The sequence below is a fragment of the Nostoc sp. UHCC 0870 genome, from assembly GCF_022063185.1.
In the GTDB taxonomy this organism is placed as follows: Bacteria; Cyanobacteriota; Cyanobacteriia; order Cyanobacteriales; family Nostocaceae; genus Trichormus.
Genome location: NZ_CP091913.1, coordinates 2,406,210 through 2,424,669 on the forward strand (window position 1 = coordinate 2,406,210; position 18,460 = coordinate 2,424,669).

An 18,460-nucleotide genomic window follows, 5' to 3' on the forward strand; every position below is an offset into this window, starting at 1 on the left:
GTTTCGCTTGGCTCAACATGACAGCTTCAGCATTTATGCAAGAGGTCTAGTGAAACAAATCCAAAATTCGTTAACTTTGGCGTAGCGGCGTTAGCCTGTGAGAAAAATATAAGCACCCAAAGCCTGGGCTGCAACAGCTATAACAGTAGACCAGATGGGATGGGGGCTATTGAGGGTTTTACCATTTTGAGTTTGCAGGGTTTGGATATCTACCCAGGGTGTTGCACCTCGACGAAACCAGCCTGTAACTATCACTTGGCGACCAATTAATTCTTGATGATAGATTGGTTGTCCTAACCAGGAAACATGGTGTAGTTTCACTAAACCTGTGTTGGACTGTAAAATTAAGTCTTGGGCTAAAGCGTTACTAATGCCGGGACGACCTAATAACTTACCGACAAAACGCACCTTGACGCTATCGATGGGGATGCTGGAGGGGTTGGCTAACAGGTAAGGTAACTGTTCATCGCCGTGGACGCTATTAGCTTTAATGTCTGGAAAAAAGGAGTTCATCCTGATTACCATACCGATACTAAAGCAGATGAGTAGAGAACCGATCACGAATGACCAATCTTCGTAAATCCACTTGAGATTTAAAAACTTGAGTGCAAAAGCAGTTTGCCAAGCTGACCAAATCAAACCCGCAAACAAAAAACCTAGGAGAATCCCTAGGAATGGTGCAATTTGTAATAAGAAAGATTGACGGGTAACGGTCAATGCTTGTTGACTGAGGGATTGCTGGCTAGCTAGATGTAATTCGGGGTCTATATGCCAGTACCGTGCTATTTGACATAGACGTTCAATGCGATCGCCTATTAACGGATGGGTGTTATTCAGGGTCAACCAACGCCGATAGGGATTTGTATTATCCCACATCAACATTGATTCAAAGTTGAGATGACCGGCAATGCTACCCAAAGTAATACTTTGTTGATAACTAACTGGCAATAATATATTTAAGCTTTCTAACTGCCAACTGGTGGATTCTGATTTTTGGATATCAGCAGCAATGCCAATGGTAATTTTGAGTAAGGCGCGAATCAAACCATTGGGATTACCGGTGATTTCGGCGGCGAGGCGATCGCTATGATAAGGACGCAAGCGCGAATATAGTAATGTCGTCCCAGTCAGCACACACCATAAACCATAGATAAGACTAGAGACGATGGTAAACGGCCAATGCCATATACTCTTAGCTGATGTATTTCCCCAAAGAGCAACTTGCTGATAGAGTTTATAAATTGGTAGCGTTACCAACAGTATTAAAGACATCAGGACAAAATCTTTGTAAGTGATTTGTCCTAGTTGCGCTGCATAGATGGTAGCAATTTCATCATCTGCTAATTGATCTAACAGACCTTGGCTGACGACAATTCGCGCATTTCTGGGTAAAGTGCCATAGGTGAGGGCTATGGGTGCAGATGTTGGTAAAATTCGCAGTTGGGGCGATGGCCAGTGGCGTTGTTGGCAGTAGCGATGCAGCACACGGGGCGTTTCTCGACTATGGTTGTGTAGAATATCTTTTGATAACTCACGCTGACCATAAAACTCTCCTAACAACCAATCTAATAACCAAGGCGAGAGGGCGATCGCCATGAACAAAACAGTAATTAAGACTGGGGTAGGATCACGATAGAGCAACTGCAATGGCTCTAAATAAGGCAGTTTAACCAAAGTCCAGTTAATTGTACCCGTTGCCAACTTAAACAGTTCTCGCAACACCCAAAACAGTGCCATGAATGTGCCTGCTGCTAGGAGTCGCAAGGGTATTAAACTTGGTTTTTGTAGAGGTTGCCAGACTTTGGCGCGTTTGGCTTGTCGCCAATAAATGCCAAATTCTTTAGTTTTGGCGTAACCTGTTGTGTCAATTAATGGGTTAGCGGCTAAATTTTGTCTGTCAATAAATGTATTTTGAAACCCCACAGAGGGCAAAGCAGATGAATAGCTAGCTTTGGCTTGGGCTGGCTGCTGCTTTGATACTTGTTTAACCTGGGTATTGTCTGATTTTTTGCGCTTTGTTTTGCTTTTTGTGAGGTGTACAAGAGCCGTTTTTGCCCATTCTTTCACCTTGGGGTTTTGACTGTCAGTGAGGGACTGACAAAGGGCGATCGCCTTGCGAACTTCACCACAGCGTGCATAGGCCATCACTAACCCTACCCTAGCTTGCAGACTAGCAGTTTCATTGCCCTGATGACTTGCTAAAGGTTCTAATTGAGCGATCGCTGCTTGATAATTTCCTTGTTTGAGGGCAACTAAACCAGCCTCCAAAGACGATTTAGCGTGTGAAGGCATAGAAATTTTGACACTCCATCTGTGTGATTTGCTCCACGGTTATAGCAAAGCGCGAATCAACAGATGCCGTGTACATCAACCCAGAGATTTCTATCAGAAGGCAGAAGGCTAATATTTCTACTACTCAGAACTCAGAACTCAGCACTCAGCACTCAGCACTCAGCACTCAGCACTCAGAACTCAGCACTCAGCACTCAGCACTCAGCACTCACTTACTCTTCCTCTACTTTTTGACTAGAAAACACTGGGGCGATCGCGCTGAGTTTCAACTCTGGATGATCTCCCTGTAACTGTTGACAGTTCCATTCATTGCGGAACAGTAAAACTGGGCGACCCATGCTGTCTTTGACTGTGGTCGTGTTAAATATACGTCCCACCTTATTCAAGGCTTCCCAGCCACCTTCTACCCAACGAGCGACGCTGTAGGGTAGTAGTTCCAGCAGGGTTTCTACACCATACTCGTTTTGTAAGCGAAACTGCACCACCTCGAACTGTAGCTGACCCACAGCTGCCATAATGGGGTCGCGTTTAGCTTCATCATTTGAATACATAATCTGGACTGCACCCTCTTCTCGCAATTCGGAGATGCCCTTTTGGAATTGCTTAAACTTCGAGGGGTTGGGATTGCGAAGAGACGCAAAAAGTTCTGGTGAAAAATACGGAATCCCTTCATATTCCAGCTTTTGCCCCGTATAAATTGTATCGCCGATCGCAAAAACACCTGGATTATTTAAACCGATTACATCACCTGGATAAGCCGTATCAATGGATTCGCGTTCTTGAGCAAAGAGTTTTTGCGGTCTTGATAACCGTACTACTTTGCCAGTGCGAGCATGATTAACTGTCATATCTTTTTCAAACTTACCAGTGCAGACCCGGATAAAAGCAACGCGATCGCGATGTTTTGGGTCCATGTTGGCTTGCAGTTTGAAAACGAACCCTGAAAATTCTGGATAAGTGGGGGGTACTTCGCCGAGGCTACTTGTATGGACACCTGGTTTAAGCGCGTAGTCGAGGAAGTTCTTTAGAAATAACTCTACCCCAAAGTTTGTCATTGCGCTACCAAAGAAAACTGGGGTCATTTTTCCTTGATGGATCAAATCTAAATCTAGTTCTGGCCCTACCCCTTCTAATAGTTCTAAATCATTTTTGAGTTGGTAGTACAAATCCTGTTCCAGTAGTTCCTCAACTTTGGGGTCGCCCAAGTCTACAGTAGTATCGCGGGCTTCTTTACTGCCGTGTGCGCTGCGTTCAAATAGGTGAATTTGTTGCTGATGTCTGTCAAAAACACCTTTAAAGCGATCGCCCATCCCAATCGGCCAGTTGACTGCATAAGTTTGCAAACCCAACTCTTGCTCAATTTCATCCAACAGTTCCAGTGGTTCTCTACCCGGACGATCCAACTTGTTAATAAATGTAAAGATTGGTAAACCTCGCAGTTTACAAACCTCAAATAATTTCCGTGTTTGGGGTTCAAGACCTTTAGCCACATCAATTAACATCACAGCATTATCAGCCGCCGCCAGAGTCCGATAAGTATCTTCACTGAAATCTTGGTGTCCCGGCGTATCAAGTAAATTAATTTGGCAGTCTTTATATTCAAACTGCAATACTGTAGAGGTAATAGAAATACCCCGTTGTTGCTCCATCGCCATCCAGTCAGAAGTCGCCTTACGTTGCGCCCGACGAGCCTTAACAGCACCCGCCTCATGAATTGCGCCCCCGTACAGTAGTAGCTTTTCCGTCAGAGTAGTTTTACCAGCATCAGGGTGAGAGATAATCGCAAAATTGCGGCGAAGTTCAACTGCTTGACTAAGCTCCGTCTGAAGTTCAGTTGACATAGTATTTTATTGAGTTCCTTGTTACGTTACTTAACTTAATTTTTTCTACTTTAGCGAGTCCCTTCATCTTAAAACAACGAAGCTCATCACAAATAATGCAAAATTTAAAAGTATTTATGCAACCGTAACATTCCAACTACTGCCACAAACTCACAAAAAACTCTCAGCGCACCTTTGCGAATACCTCCGCGCCACTTTGCGTTTAAATTTACACCTAAACAACCGCAAGAGAAACTTTTAATAAAAATTATCATAAAACTTCCCAAAAAATTGAGAATTTATAATAGTAAGATTGAACGTTAATTCATATTTTCAAAAGACAAAATCAAAGATTTGTTTATAGCCTTTCCTAATGACATGAGGCATATCATAGCCCCCTCCTCGCTTGCGGGGAGGGGGTTGGGGGTGGGGTTCTTCTACCTCACTAAAGCGAGAACCGCTATATCCTCATGCTGGAAACAGACATCAACCACATTAGATTTTGAATACTCAATCCAAAATCTCAAATGCTTCTGCCTCCTGTAGAATACAAAATTGCCCCACAGCTTGATCAGGAGTAGGGCAAAGGACAGTTAAGCACTGTCTGTAGTCTGTCCGACAATAACAGAGTTTTATCTGACTTTTGTGACGGTTTATCTTGTGTCCATTATATTCCTACTTTTTCACAGAAATTTATGTTTCCCACCCATCGCCCCCGCCGTCTGCGTACCCATCCCCAACTGCGCCGGATGGTACGAGAAACCGTAATCACAACAAATGATTTAATCTACCCCTTATTTGCTGTACCAGGCGAGAGCATTGCCAAAGAAGTCAAATCAATGCCTGGAGTGTACCAACTTTCCGTAGATAAAATTGTCGAAGAAGCCAAAGAAGTTTATGACTTAGGCATTCCCGCCATCATTTTATTTGGTATTCCTGCCGACAAAGACACAGATGCAACCGGTGCTTGGCATGATTGCGGCATTGTCCAGAAAGCAGCCACAGCAGTAAAATCAGCAGTACCGGATTTGATTGTCATTGCCGACACTTGTTTGTGTGAATACACCAGTCATGGACACTGCGGTTATCTGCAAGTTGGTGACTTGACAGGAAGAGTTCTCAACGACCCCACTTTAGAGCTACTGAAAAAGACAGCCGTTTCCCAAGCTCAAGCAGGTGCTGACATTATCGCGCCCTCCGGGATGATGGATGGCTTTGTCCAAGCAATTCGTGTTGCTTTAGATGAAGCAGGATTCCAAGACACCCCCATTTTGTCCTATGCTGCTAAGTATGCTTCGGCTTACTATGGGCCATTTAGAGATGCAGCCGATTCAACACCCCAATTTGGCGACAGAAGAACCTACCAAATGGACCCCGGTAACGCGCGTGAGGCGATTAAAGAAATTGAGCTAGACATTGCCGAAGGTGCGGATATGCTCATGGTCAAGCCAGCCTTAGCATACATGGATATCATCTGGCGTGTGAAAGAAGCCTGTAACTTACCTGTAGCTGCTTACAACGTTTCTGGTGAATATTCAATGGTCAAAGCTGCGGCTTTGAATGGTTGGATTGATGAAGAGCGTGTAGTCATGGAAACCTTAACCAGTTTCAAACGTGCTGGTGCAGACTTGATATTAACCTACCACGCCAAAGATGCAGCTAGATGGTTGCGATAAGCTACGATTTATCCTTGTGAGAGACGTTTTGACACTCGCCGCAATAAATTGACGGCGATTCTAGCGGTTGTCCAAGTGAGGGATAAATCCACCCACTTGGACAGTTCACACTAATAGGGGACTGTCATTGACCCCACCCTCTGCATCGACTGTACCCATTGCAGATACAGCTTCCTGAAGACCCAGAGGGCATGACAAACCTATCCACTGACCTATATTACTGGCCGCATTAAAATCAGCATTACACCTATACCCGTCATAGCCTCTAAACCAATTCCCATTCCTCACACCCAGCACTCCGTTGCGGTGGTCAGTTTTACTAGTGTATGGGGCAGGTATGGATTCAACGGGTACACCCGCACGAATTGCTTTGTATCGAGTGAAAAATTCCAGCTGATAGAACGCCCATGTATCGCGGTTGTTTGCAGCGTCAGATTTAGTTTTCTGTTTCTGCTTCATTGTCTGACGACACCCAGACAAATCTTCAAACCGCAACCCCATTCCAAAGTCACTGGCGAACTGCACCAACTGCTTTGAAATCACATGGTTAATATGGGTCATGATACGTCTTTCACGTTGCTCTAGTCGTTTCACTTCCTTCAGCTGTTTGGCTTGTTGTAACTTGCGGCGAGTGCGTTGAAACTGTCTTCTTAGTCCCTTAACTCGTCCGCCCCGCCAAAACTTACCAAAACCATTAGGCAGTGCCGCCACAGCAATATTTGTTTGTCCTCTGTCTACTCCCATCCAGCCTTTGACTAATTGTGGTACAGCAACTTGCATTGACACACTAATCAGTGCATACCAAATTCCTTTTTTAGATTTGTATAACTTGAGAGAACCTAATTTAGCCTCTCCCGAAATCACTTTATCTAAAACATCAGTATGCGAACCTTGGTGAATAGATAGAGGTATCCGCCCTTTCCGTCCTCTCAATAAATTGAAAGCAACGGTGTAGAAATTGCCTTGCTTAGATATCTCGAAATTTTGATTATTAGTTTCTAGCCAAACTCGCTTAAATCGCTTGACTTTTGTTTTTGCGTTTGTATTACGAATAGTTTGGTTAATCCAAGCTGAACCTATTTCTACATGGCGAAAGGCAGAACTGGTCAACTTAGCACGTTCTTTTTTATCGATTAAAAGCAAGTCGTTAGCCACTTGAGTATTGATGGTAGTTAGCCTTTCAAGCTCAAGGGCTTTTACTTGATTTAGTCGATAAAAAGGTAGTTTTAATGTTAAGGTTAGTTCTGACATGACTGTATCTTACAATATCTGTAAGATAAGGACAAATGAATTTGTCCTGTTCGCTTATATCCCCCGGTTAAACACACGGGGGCTTTACGCATCACTCTCGTAATACAGCGTCTCTTAGTACAATTCGTAATGGACTAACGTCCCGCCCCGCTAACGTAATTCGTAATTAATAGGACTTACGCAACTGGCATATTTTTTATGTAGGGTGTGTGACGCTGCGAAAGTATTGGAACGTAGTCATCAGACTTATAGCGTCACGCACCAACCATCGATTGTGACACTTGCGTAACTCCTGATTAAGTAGAACCGGGTAAATAATTAAAGGTTTGTAGTGAGAACTTTAGTTCTCTCTGCCAGACGCTCCGCGTTTCCTTCGGAACACTACGTGAACGCGCAGCGTCCCGCAGGGAACAAAAAAGGACTAAAGTCCTTACTACGAAATCAGTCCTAGTATTTTTGCATTATTTAACATATAGGACTCATATTTGATTTTTAGTTATTGTCTAACTTCCTTAACAATTTGGCTTATTTCTTCCATTGTGGGTTGATTAGGATCAGGTTCTAAAGTTTCTAATTATTTGAGAAAATCATCTAAATTTACATTTGATTGAGTAATTTTTTCTAAAACAATAGAATTGCCTTGAATAATTATTCGGTATTCATCACCAGGTTGCAGTTGAGATTGAATCTCTGGTGGTAAAGTTATTTGTTTTTCGTCAGTCACTCTAATAATTGGATGTGTTTGCATAATGTTTACTATAGGAATGATATTTGATTTGTCAACATATACTTAGAAACCTTTAGAATGTGTGTTACTAAGAGCGTGTTTGAAAAGTGGTTTGCTATGATTTTAGACACTTGTTAATCCCCCCTAACCCCCCTTAAAAAGGGGGGAACAAGAATCAAAGTCCCCCTTTTTAAGGGGGATTTAGGGGGATCTGATCTGAAATGTTTTGCTACACCAATAGAGACTTTTCAAACATCCTCTAACACACACTACTAAAAGAGATATTAAATATGCAACTACATGAAATATTTTTTTATTATTACTTGAATTTTATCACGTTTTAAGTTGTTTTTAGCCCCAACATCAACTATGTAGATTTGAGCAAGTTTAGTTCACCGGAATCACCCTCCTCCCTGCTCCCTTGCCCCCTGCCCCCCTGCCTCTTCTACTCCCCACCCCAAAAAATCCGTTACCAAAACTGCAACCACGGATGAGTTCGCTAGTGATACCCAGTAGAATCAACATTAAAGTTTCAGCAATATCACTGGCGACAATTAAATATTTTACCAACAGAGGGAATTAATATCGGCAGGATAGGGCTGTAACTAATCACTGATTGAGGGTGTGAGGCTGAAGAATGGAGAGGAGTGTAAAGTCTCAAGGGTTATGTTGGTGCTGGCTAGCAAAAGTCACCCGCCACGGTTTAATTTTCTTGCTGAGTGCCGTTTTGCTATCGGAGTCAGTGGGGGCAACCCAGAGAAATCAAAGGTTGCAGATAGCACAGCAACCAGGAAACACACAACAAAATGCAACTCGCGCTGCTGCGCTAAAACTGACACAAGAGGGGGTACAACTTTATCAACAAGGGACAGCAGAATCACTGCGACAGGCAAGAGAGAAATGGTTAGAAGTCTTAAAACTTTGGCAGCAAGTTGATGATAAAGCTTGGCAAGCCGTTACCCTTGTTGGTATTGGACGTGTCTACGCTGATTTAGGAGAAAAGCAAGAGGCACTCACATACTACAACCAAGCCCTACCCCTATACCGGGCAGTGGGGGACAGGGGAGGGGAAGCCACTACCCTCACAGGTATTGGTGCTGTCTACTCCTCATTAGGAGAAAAGCAAGAAGCCCTCAAATACTACAACCAAGCCCTACCCCTATTTCGGGTAGTGAGGGACAGGGGATGGGAAGCCACCACCCTCAACAATATTGGCAATGTCTACTCCTCATTAGGAGAAAAGCAAGAAGCACTGAAATACTACAACCAAGCCCTACCCCTATTTCGTGCAATGGAGGACAGAGGATGGCAAGCCCTCACCCTCACTGGTATTGGCAATGTCTACTCCTCATTAGGAGAAAAGCAAGAAGCACTCAAATACTACAACCAAGCCCTACCCCTATTTCGTGCAATGGAGGACAGAGGAGGGCAAGCCCTCACCCTCAACAATATTGGCAATGTCTACTCCTCATTAGGAGAAAAGCAAGAAGCACTGAAATACTACAACCAAGCCCTACCCCTACTCCGGGCAGTGAGTGACAGGAGAGTGGAAGCAACTACCCTCAATAATATTGGCAGTGTCTACGCTGATTTAGGAGAAAAGCAAGAAGCACTGAAATACTACAACCAAGCCCTACCCCTAAGACGGGCAGTGGAGGACAGGGGAGGGGAAGCCACCACCCTAAATAATATTGGCTTAGTCTACGCCGATTTAGGAGAAAAGCAAGAAGCACTGAAATACTACAACCAAGCCCTACCCCTACTCCGGGCAGTGAGTGACAGGAGAGTGGAAGCAACTACCCTCAATAATATTGGCAGTGTCTACGCTGATTTAGGAGAAAAGCAAGAAGCCCTCAAATACTACAACCAAGCCCTACCCCTAAGACGGGCAGTGGAGGACAGGGGAGGGGAAGCCACCACCCTAAATAATATTGGCTTAGTCTACGCCGATTTAGGAGAAAAGCAAGAAGCACTGAAATACTACAACCAAGCCCTACCCCTACTCCGGGCAGTGAGTGACAGGGGAGGGGAAGCTACCATCCTCAATAATATTGGCTTAGTCTACGCCGATTTAGGAGAAAAGCAAGAGGCACTGAAATACTACAACCAAGCCCTACCCCTATACCGGGCAGTGAGGGACAGGGGAGGGGAAGCTACCATCCTCAATAATATTGGCTTAGTCTACGCCGATTTAGGAGAAAAGCAAGAAGCACTGAAATACTACAACCAAGCCCTACCCCTATTACGAGCAGTGCAGGACAGGGGAGGGGAAGCCGCCACCCTCAGCAATATTGGCTTGTTCTACGACGATTTAGGAGAAAAACAAGAGGCACTGAAATACTACAACCAAGCCCTACCCCTATTACGAGCAGTGGGGGACAGGGGAGGGGAAGCCGCCACCCTGAGCAATATTGGCAGTGTCTACTCTGATTTAGGAGAAAAGCAAGAGGCACTGAAATACTACAACCAAGCCCTACCCCTAAGACGGGCAGTGGGGGACAGGGGAGGGGAAGCCACCACCCTTTTCAACTTAGCTTACTTAGAACGCAACAGAGGCAACCTCGAACAAGCCCACACACATATTCAAGCGGCTATCGACATCATTGAAGATTTACGCACCAAAATCATTGACCAAAAACTGCGTACTTCCTACTTTGCCTCAGTCCAAGATTACTATAAATTCTACACCGACCTGCTGATGCAACTGCACAAAAAAGACCCATCCCAGGGCTACGACGCATTAGCACTGCACATCAGTGAACGTTCCCGCGCTAGGGGTTTAGTAGAACTGTTAACCCAAGCTAACGTCGATATCCGTAAAAATGTTGACCCCAAAGTCATCGCAGAAGAACGCCGCTTAAACTTGCTACTTGATGCTAGAGAACAACAACTATCACAACTAGTCAGTCAAAAACAACCACCAACCCAACTAGTAACAGCCACCAAACAACAAATTGCAGCTTTACTCAAACAACAGGAAAATTTAAAAAACAAAATCCGCACTACTAACCCGGAATATGCTGCGCTGAAATATCCCCAACCCCTTACCTTACCTCAAATTCAACAACAGTTAGATAAAGACACCGTATTATTGCAATACTCCTTAGATAAAAACCGCAGCTATCTATGGTTAGTCACCCCCAACTCTCTCAATACTTACGAACTCCCAGGAAATGAACTCCTAGAAAAAGCGGCGAGAAATTTACACCAACAATTAACACGTCCACTTGTTGCTGGTGCAACTCCAGAAGAACAAGCCCAATCTTTTGCTGATACAACTAAAGCCGCAAAGGAACTGAGTCAAATTATCCTTGCGCCTGTGGCTGGGAAGTTGGGAAGAAAACGTTTAGTGGTGGTGGCTGATGGTGTTTTGCATAAGATTCCATTTGCGGTGTTGGCTGACCTAACCCCCCAACCCCCTTCCCTACGAGGGAAGGGGGAGCAGGAGAAGGAGAAGGAGCAGGGGCAGGAGCAGGAGCAGGGGCAAAAGCAAGCGCAAGAGAACAATAAACTCCCCTCTCCGCTTCGGGGAGGGGTTGGGGGAGGGGTCAATTACCAACCTTTGTTAGTCAACCATGAAATCATTACTCTCCCATCAGTTACGAGCCTCGCTACCCACAGACAACAACTCAAAGGACGTAAACCCGCACCCAAAACCCTCGCGGTTATGGCTGACCCCGTATTCAGTGCTAATGATACACGCGTTACTGGTAAAGCACCGGAAACTTCTGCATCCCTCGACCTAGAACTAGAACGTTCAGCCCTGAAAAGGTCGTTGAATAATCTTAATCGTAGTGGCTTAGATAGACTTCCCGGTACGCGCCAAGAAGCTGACGCGGTGTTGAAAATGGTGTCACCTCAAGAAAGTCTGCAAGCCTTTGACTTTGATGCTAACTACAACTTCGTCACAAGCCAACAACTAAGTCAATATCGCCTGTTATTATTCGCCACTCACGGGATTTTCGATGACACCAACCCAGAATTATCAGGTATTGTCACATCTCTAGTAGATAAAGATGGTAAAGCGCAAAAAGGTTTCTTACGCCTCAACGATATTTTTAACCTCGACCTCCCCGCCGAGTTAATTGTCTTGAGTGCTTGCGAAAGCGGTCTGGGTAAGGAAGTCCAAGGGGAAGGCTTAATAGGATTGACAAGAGGACTAATGTATGCAGGTTCAGCCCGAATAGTTGTGTCTTTGTGGAAGGTGAATGATCAAGCCACATCTTTATTAATGCAGGAATTATACAGCCAAATTTTGAGGGAAGGGAAAACCCCTGCTGTAGCTCTGAGGGAAGCGCAATTGAAATTATGGGAACAAAAACAATGGCAACACCCCCGTTTTTGGTCAGCTTTTACCATCCAAGGAACGTGGGACTGAAGAGGCAGGGGGCAGCTACCGTGTACACACAAGTCGAACTACCCCCCTTAATCCCCCCTTAGAAAGGGGGGAAACCGGAAAATCTAGTTCCCTCCCCTTTCCAAGGGGAGGGTTAGGGTGGGGTAATAATCCGATGACTTTGCCAATGAATTTGTAATTAAGGAGTTTGAAAAATGACTAAAAAGCCTTTCTATAAGAAACCTTTGACTGTAATTTTCGCTTGCTTCCTCGCAGGAATTTTGAGTTTTACAACTTTAGGCGGTTGGGTATCTGTCCAAGCAAAAGAAACGAAAGCACCAGAATTTATTAAACTCGAAGATGCAGGTAAATTAAATCTATTAAGGAATAGTAAGCCCTTCAAACCTGCTAATCTGCAACAATCAGAAAAACCCTATCCAGCAGACAGAGCAATTATTGGTTGGGATGACCGTATTCCTATGATTAGTAGAGAATATCCTTGGTCAACTATTGGGCGAGTGCAGGGAACAACTACTGATTTTAAAAATTATCATTGCACGGGAACTTTAATCAGTGAAAATCTGGTTTTAACAAATGCTCATTGTGTGATTGACTCTAGAACCAATCAATTAAGTCGAGAAATTCGGTTTTTTCCTAATCTAATTAATGGTGTTGTTTCTAATAGAAGGGATATCGCTGTAGTTGAGCGTGTCATTTATGGTACTGATTTTACTGGGGATGAACTCAGTAATCAAATCAATGATTGGGCGGTGATGGTAATTGATAGGCCACTTGGTCGTAAGTATGGTTATTTGGGTTGGCAATCTCTACCTACTGCCAGTTTCTTGAAAAATCAAGATAAACTCTTCTTTGTTGGTTATTCTGGTGACTTCCCTGATACTAGAAAAAAAGGCTATGAGTTCTTGTCTGCTGGTCAGGGTTGGACTGCTTCATATCAAGCAGGATGCGGTATTGTTCAGGAGCAGCAGGGCGTATTATTCCATAATTGCGATACTACTGGGGGTTCTTCGGGTGGAGCTATTATTGGCTTAATTGGTGGTGAGCCTTATATTGTGGCGTTGAATAATGCGGAAATTACAGATTCACGCACAAGGCGGGGGATTATTAATCTGGCGGTGAGGGTTGATTTCTTGGATAGGTTGTTTGCGAGAAATTAATTCTTAGACTTATTGTATAAATAACGTCGTGTGCAACTTTCTCTGAAACCTAACCCCCAACCCCTTCCCTACAAGGGAAGGGGAGCAGGAATCAAAGCCTCTCTCCTTGCAGGGGAGAGGTACTCTAGCGAGAAGCCGCTCCGCGTCTTTGGAGAGGGGTTTCCCAACCTACGATTGTTGAGGTGAAATAGTAGGTTTTGTATGAGGTGTTACAGAAATTAGTGACTGAGTTTGTAAAAGAGTGCAGCGATCGCCTATAAAATAAATATAAATAATAAATTTAGTCTTTTGAATTTAATAATTGACAAATGATGTCAATTGATTTAACAAAAAACTTTAATTTCTGCAAAGGGAGCATAAGATATGGATATGCAAGTCCTGAGAGAGCGTGCTGGTATCAGCCGCGCAGAAGTTGCCTTCAGGCTTGCAATCAGTGAAACTAGCGTTCGCAATTGGGAAGCTGGGCGGACTGAACCCACAATGACCCCGAAAAAATACTTGGAAGCGTTACGTATATTTAAATGTACACCGGAAGAATTGGCGATCGCTAGCGAAAAGTCAATTAATCAACGACATAAGCGTAAACCAGGAAGGCCAAGACGCTTTCCAGAAGATCAGGTAGCACAGGTAACTGATTCGCCAGTTTGCAGCTGATAGCCTGCTAATTTAAAGTGTCCTACTAGCACGGTGACGCACAAGCAAAAAATCAAATAAACACTCTTCTCTCCTCTTGACTGTCACCTGTCCCCTGTCCCCTGTCACCTATGTTTCTTCAAGGTCTATCTAAAAGTAGATAACTTTAGCTCAAATTCACAGTAGATAATTGCTGGATGATAACTTTTTCTAACTGATCTCTAACTAGTGCGATCGCTCACCATATTAGTCGCGGTAGCGCGATAAAATTCTAAAACAATAGTTGTAAAAAAAGGTCTAAATGGCAGAAACACTATTTTTCAACGCTTTGCGGGAAGCCATTGATGAAGAAATGGCGCGTGATTCCAGCGTATTTGTTCTTGGTGAAGACGTAGGACACTATGGCGGCTCTTACAAAGTTACCAAAGACCTACACCAAAAATATGGTGACTTGAGAGTTTTAGACACTCCCATCGCCGAAAACAGCTTTACTGGTATAGCAGTAGGCGCAGCAATGACTGGGTTACGTCCGATAATTGAAGGCATGAACATGGGCTTTTTGCTCCTAGCCTTTAACCAAATCTCTAACAACGCTGGGATGTTGCGTTACACTTCCGGCGGTAACTTTAAGATTCCAATGGTGATTCGCGGCCCCGGTGGTGTAGGTAGACAACTAGGTGCAGAACACTCCCAGCGTCTAGAAGCTTACTTCCAAGCCGTCCCAGGATTGAAGATTGTGGCTTGTTCTACCCCTTACAACGCTAAGGGACTGCTAAAAGCTGCTATCCGTGACGATAACCCAGTATTGTTCTTTGAACACGTTTTACTTTACAACTTAAAAGAAAATCTGCCAGAGGAAGAATACGTACTTCCCTTAGATAAAGCAGAAGTTGTCCGCAAAGGTAAGGATGTCACAATTTTAACTTACTCACGGATGCGTCATCATGTGATGCAAGCTGTGAAACCTTTAGAAAAACAAGGTTACGACCCAGAAGTAATTGATTTAATATCACTCAAACCATTAGATTTTGATACCATTGGTGCATCAATACGGAAAACCCACCGCGTCATTGTGGTAGAAGAATGTATGCGAACTGGCGGTATTGGTGCGGAATTAGTCGCATCCATTAACGATCGCCTATTTGATGAACTGGATGCCCCAGTGCTAAGATTATCCTCCCAAGACATTCCCACACCTTACAACGGCGCGCTGGAACGTCTGACGATTATTCAGCCAGAGCAAATTGTGGAAGCCGTGCAGAAAATGGTAGCAATGCGGGTGTAGGGGTGTAGGGGTGTAGGGGTGTAGGGGTGTAGGGGTGTAGGGGTGTAGGGGGAGAAAAATACAATGCCTACCTACTCACTACTGACTACTCAGCACGGGCTAAACGCCGCGCTACCGCTAACAGCACTCCTCACTCCTCACTCAGCACTCATAACTCATAACTCCTCACTCAGCACTCAGCACCGGCTAAACGCCGCGCTACCGCTAACAGCACTCAGCACTCATACTCATAACTGATGCAAAGAGCGTTATTATAGCGTTTGTCAGTTGCGAGTTATGGTATGCAGAGACAGCGATCGCTTTTAGCGTTAATATTCGTTTTAGTCATAGCCGCCGTTGCGGCCATTGCGTTGATTCCTGTCCCCTTGGGGTTAGACTTACGCGGGGGTTCACAGCTTACTATTCAGGTGAAACCTTCAGCCGAAATCAAGCAAATCACCGAACGTGAATTAGATGGGGTGAAAAAAGTTGTTGAAGGTCGGATTAATGGTTTGGGTGTTTCTGAACCAGTTATCCAAACTGTGGGTACAGATAAAATCCTGGTTCAGTTACCAGGAGTAAACGACCCAGAACAAGCGGAACGAGTGCTGGGAGGTACAGCACAGTTAGAATTTCGCCAACAAAAACCCACTACAGAAACTCAATTATTTGCTTTTCAAGCATCACGCGCCGAACTAAAAGTCAAGCAAGAAGAATTAAGAAAAAGTAACGATCAAGACGCAATTAATAAAAATTTAGAAGATTTACAGAAAAATAATCAAGCGATCGCAGAATTATTTGAAAGTACCAATCCCCCCCTTGATGGGAAGCATCTTCAAGATGCCTATGGTGAACCTACTCAACAAGGTAACAACTGGAATGTGGCTATTCGCTTCGACCCCACAGGCGGTGAACTATTTGCCAACCTAACCAAAAATCTGGCAGGTACAGGACGCAGCATTGGTATTTTTCTAGATAATGAACTGATCAGTTCTCCTGTTGTCGGGGTAGAATTTGCAGCTACCGGGATTACTGGTGGCGCGGCTGTAATTACAGGTAGATTTACGGCCCAACAAGCCAATGATTTAGGCGTACAATTACGCGGTGGTGCTTTACCTGTACCAGTAGAAATTGCCGAAATTCGCACAGTTGGGGCAACCTTGGGTAAAGACAGTATCACAAGCAGCATCTATGCTGGGATTGGTGGTCTAATTTTAGTATTAATATTTATGGTGGTGTACTACAGACTACCAGGATTAATTGCGGATTTATCCTTAATCGTCTACGCCATCTTGACTTGGGCTAGCTTTTCTCTATTAGGTGTAACCCTCACGCTACCAGGAATCGCTGGATTTATTCTCAGTATCGGTATGGCAGTAGACGCAAACGTGCTAATTTTTGAACGCACACGGGAAGAATTAAGGACTGGTAAATCACTGTATCGTTCTGTAGAGTCAGGCTTTTACCGTGCTTTTTCCAGTATCTTAGATGGCAATGTTACAACAGTAATTGCCTGTGCAGCACTATTTTGGCTGGGTGCTGGTTTAGTCAAGGGCTTTGCTGTAACTCTAGCTTTGGGTGTAGCCGTCAGTATGTTCACAGCTATTACCTGTAGTCGCAGCTTAATGTTTGTCGCCATTTCCATTCCCGCACTACGTAAACCAGAACTATTTTGTCCAAACCTGCCAGCATCAGGGGCATCTAACAAGGCAGAGGTAGCTTAATGAAACTCAGTATTAACAAATCGCGATCGCTTTGGTGGACTATTTCTTGTGCCATCACCTTAGCTGGTATCATCTCAATGGTGATTTCTTGGCAAAACCCCAACATTCGCGCCCCCCTACGTCCGAGTTTAGATTTTGTTGGTGGCACAAGATTACAATTTGAACGAGATTGTACCAAACCTGGGAACTGTGACCAGCCATTAGATATTAACGTTGTGCGGGAAGTCGCTAAAGCCCAAGGACTTGGAGATAGCAGCATCCAAATCATTGCTGACAAAGAAACACGCCAAGATAATGGCATCTTAATTCGCACAAAAAATTTAGATCGCGAACAGCGTACCAAATTACAAACCGCCTTAAGTGAAAAAGTCGGCACTTTTGACGAGCAAAAAAATCAAATTGACACCGTAGGGCCGACCTTGGGGCGAGAGTTGTTTACCTCTGGTATCATCGCCCTGATTGTTTCTTTTGCAGGCATCATTATTTACTTAACCTTTCGGTTTCAGTTAGATTACGCCGTATTTGCGATCGTAGCCCTGCTTCACGATGTACTCATCACAACAGGAATCTTCTCAATTTTTGGTTTGGTTTTCGGTACAGAAGTAGATAGCTTATTTATTGTGGCTCTACTAACCATTACAGGTTTCTCTGTCAACGATACAGTAGTAATTTACGATCGCATTCGGGAAACATTAAAACTAAATCCTAACCAACCGATTACGGAGATTGTTGATGATGCAGTTAACCAAACTTTAGGCAGATCAATCAATACAACTTTAACCACCATGCTGCCATTGTTCGCTATCTTCCTATTTGGTGGCGAAACCCTGAAAAACTTCGCTTTAGCTCTAATTTTTGGCTTCATCGCTGGAGCATATTCTAGTATTTTCATCGCCAGCACCCTTTTGACAGTGTGGCGAGAACGTACAGCTAAATCTACAGTAGTAGCAACTGCTGGAGTAACTGATACATCTGTTGAGTAGTCCCCAATCCCCAATCCCCAATCCCCAATCCCCAGTCCCCAGTCCCCAGCATTGCCTATGACTCAACCAGAACAACCTGCAATTCCTGGCAATGAACAATCCTTAGCGCAACAAGTCCAAAAGCTACACCAGTTGACCGTATATGGGAGGTGGCTATTTGTTGGCTTTTTATGGTTGACAATTGCGCCTTTGTGTTTTTGGAATCTCCGCTCAGAAATTGCCTTATGGCAACAATACTTTACTTGGGCAGCAGTGCGTTATGGAATTTTATCTCATCCACTGTCTGCGATCGGTTTAGCTTTTTGTATTGGAATGACTACTTCCGTTTTAGTTTGGCAAAGTCGAAATATTTTACTAGGTTTACCACACCAAGAACAGCAACGCCTAGAAAAACAAGTATTTCAGATTCGCCAGCAAGGCCCTACTCATCCTTTATGGAAGTGGGTAGTCAATAGTCAATAGTTCAACCCCTGTCACCTGTCCCCTGTCACCTGTCCCCTGTCCCCTGTTGCATACATATACACTAACTCCGTAATTTCTTGCACAATATGATTGAAAGACAGTAAAAATACTGCC

The 18,460-nt window shown here is 44.1% G+C and carries 13 protein-coding genes; 9 read left to right on the top strand and 4 right to left on the bottom strand.

Annotated features, from left to right (window positions below; all coding sequences use genetic code 11):
- Positions 1-90: 90 nt before the first annotated feature.
- Positions 91-2,292, bottom strand: coding sequence for a zinc metalloprotease HtpX (locus L6494_RS10440; protein ID WP_237994521.1), 2,202 nt, complete (start codon positions 2,290-2,292; stop codon positions 91-93).
- Positions 2,293-2,504: 212 nt separating this feature from the next.
- Positions 2,505-4,133, bottom strand: coding sequence for a peptide chain release factor 3 (gene prfC, locus L6494_RS10445; RefSeq protein ID WP_237994522.1), 1,629 nt, complete (start codon positions 4,131-4,133; stop codon positions 2,505-2,507).
- A 674-nt stretch (positions 4,134-4,807) separates the two neighbouring features.
- On the opposite strand from prfC, the gene hemB reads away from it, so the two are divergent.
- Entirely contained in the window at positions 4,808-5,788 is a 981-nt protein-coding gene (hemB, locus tag L6494_RS10450; RefSeq protein ID WP_237994523.1) for a porphobilinogen synthase, read from the top strand.
- A 105-nt stretch (positions 5,789-5,893) separates the two neighbouring features.
- Here the strand turns inward: hemB and L6494_RS10455 are convergent, their stop codons facing one another.
- Together L6494_RS10455 and L6494_RS10460 are read right to left on the bottom strand one after the other, a co-directional pair.
- The gene (locus L6494_RS10455; RefSeq protein WP_237994524.1) at positions 5,894-7,039 is read right to left on the bottom strand and encodes a transposase; all 1,146 of its coding nucleotides are present in this window, start codon (positions 7,037-7,039) and stop codon (positions 5,894-5,896) included.
- Positions 7,040-7,613: 574 nt separating this feature from the next.
- Complete coding sequence (locus L6494_RS10460) at positions 7,614-7,787, bottom strand: AbrB/MazE/SpoVT family DNA-binding domain-containing protein (protein WP_237994525.1); 174 nt, start codon at positions 7,785-7,787, stop codon at positions 7,614-7,616.
- Positions 7,788-8,403: 616 nt separating this feature from the next.
- Between L6494_RS10460 and L6494_RS10465 the strand changes: the two genes are divergently transcribed.
- The 8 genes from L6494_RS10465 to L6494_RS10500 all read left to right on the top strand — a co-directional run bounded on the left by L6494_RS10465 (position 8,404) and on the right by L6494_RS10500 (position 18,346).
- Entirely contained in the window at positions 8,404-12,144 is a 3,741-nt protein-coding gene (locus L6494_RS10465; protein WP_237994526.1) for a CHAT domain-containing tetratricopeptide repeat protein, read from the top strand.
- Positions 12,145-12,317: 173 nt separating this feature from the next.
- Positions 12,318-13,280, top strand: a complete 963-nt coding sequence (locus L6494_RS10470) for a trypsin-like serine peptidase (protein WP_237994527.1) — start codon at positions 12,318-12,320, stop codon at positions 13,278-13,280.
- 363 nt (positions 13,281-13,643) lie between these two features.
- Entirely contained in the window at positions 13,644-13,934 is a 291-nt protein-coding gene (locus L6494_RS10475) for a helix-turn-helix domain-containing protein (RefSeq protein WP_237994530.1), read from the top strand.
- 280 nt (positions 13,935-14,214) lie between these two features.
- Entirely contained in the window at positions 14,215-15,198 is a 984-nt protein-coding gene (locus tag L6494_RS10480) for an alpha-ketoacid dehydrogenase subunit beta (RefSeq protein ID WP_237994532.1), read from the top strand.
- A gap of 63 nt (positions 15,199-15,261) precedes the next feature.
- Positions 15,262-15,435, top strand: coding sequence for a hypothetical protein (locus L6494_RS10485; RefSeq protein WP_237994535.1), 174 nt, complete (start codon positions 15,262-15,264; stop codon positions 15,433-15,435).
- 44 nt (positions 15,436-15,479) lie between these two features.
- Complete coding sequence (gene secD / locus L6494_RS10490; protein WP_237995938.1) at positions 15,480-16,901, top strand: protein translocase subunit SecD; 1,422 nt, start codon at positions 15,480-15,482, stop codon at positions 16,899-16,901.
- A complete protein-coding gene (gene secF / locus L6494_RS10495) occupies positions 16,901-17,884 on the top strand; it encodes a protein translocase subunit SecF (protein WP_237994538.1) in 984 nt (327 codons plus the stop codon). The genes secD and secF overlap by 1 nt, the downstream gene beginning before the upstream one ends.
- 57 nt (positions 17,885-17,941) lie before the next feature.
- The gene (locus L6494_RS10500) at positions 17,942-18,346 is read left to right on the top strand and encodes a hypothetical protein (protein WP_237994541.1); all 405 of its coding nucleotides are present in this window, start codon (positions 17,942-17,944) and stop codon (positions 18,344-18,346) included.
- Positions 18,347-18,460 lie beyond the last annotated feature (114 nt).

Excerpts from the sequence above, each read along its gene's own strand:
- L6494_RS10440 (WP_237994521.1), bottom strand. The coding sequence starts at position 2,292 with ATGCCTTCACACGCTAAATCGTCTTTGGAGGCTGGTTTAGTTGCCCTC.
- prfC (WP_237994522.1), bottom strand. The coding sequence starts at position 4,133 with ATGTCAACTGAACTTCAGACGGAGCTTAGTCAAGCAGTTGAACTTCGC.
- hemB (WP_237994523.1), top strand. The coding sequence starts at position 4,808 with ATGTTTCCCACCCATCGCCCCCGCCGTCTGCGTACCCATCCCCAACTG.
- L6494_RS10455 (WP_237994524.1), bottom strand. The coding sequence starts at position 7,039 with ATGTCAGAACTAACCTTAACATTAAAACTACCTTTTTATCGACTAAAT.
- L6494_RS10460 (WP_237994525.1), bottom strand. The coding sequence starts at position 7,787 with ATGCAAACACATCCAATTATTAGAGTGACTGACGAAAAACAAATAACT.
- L6494_RS10465 (WP_237994526.1), top strand. The coding sequence starts at position 8,404 with ATGGAGAGGAGTGTAAAGTCTCAAGGGTTATGTTGGTGCTGGCTAGCA.
- L6494_RS10470 (WP_237994527.1), top strand. The coding sequence starts at position 12,318 with ATGACTAAAAAGCCTTTCTATAAGAAACCTTTGACTGTAATTTTCGCT.
- L6494_RS10475 (WP_237994530.1), top strand. The coding sequence starts at position 13,644 with ATGGATATGCAAGTCCTGAGAGAGCGTGCTGGTATCAGCCGCGCAGAA.
- L6494_RS10480 (WP_237994532.1), top strand. The coding sequence starts at position 14,215 with ATGGCAGAAACACTATTTTTCAACGCTTTGCGGGAAGCCATTGATGAA.
- L6494_RS10485 (WP_237994535.1), top strand. The coding sequence starts at position 15,262 with ATGCCTACCTACTCACTACTGACTACTCAGCACGGGCTAAACGCCGCG.
- secD (WP_237995938.1), top strand. The coding sequence starts at position 15,480 with ATGCAGAGACAGCGATCGCTTTTAGCGTTAATATTCGTTTTAGTCATA.
- secF (WP_237994538.1), top strand. The coding sequence starts at position 16,901 with ATGAAACTCAGTATTAACAAATCGCGATCGCTTTGGTGGACTATTTCT.
- L6494_RS10500 (WP_237994541.1), top strand. The coding sequence starts at position 17,942 with ATGACTCAACCAGAACAACCTGCAATTCCTGGCAATGAACAATCCTTA.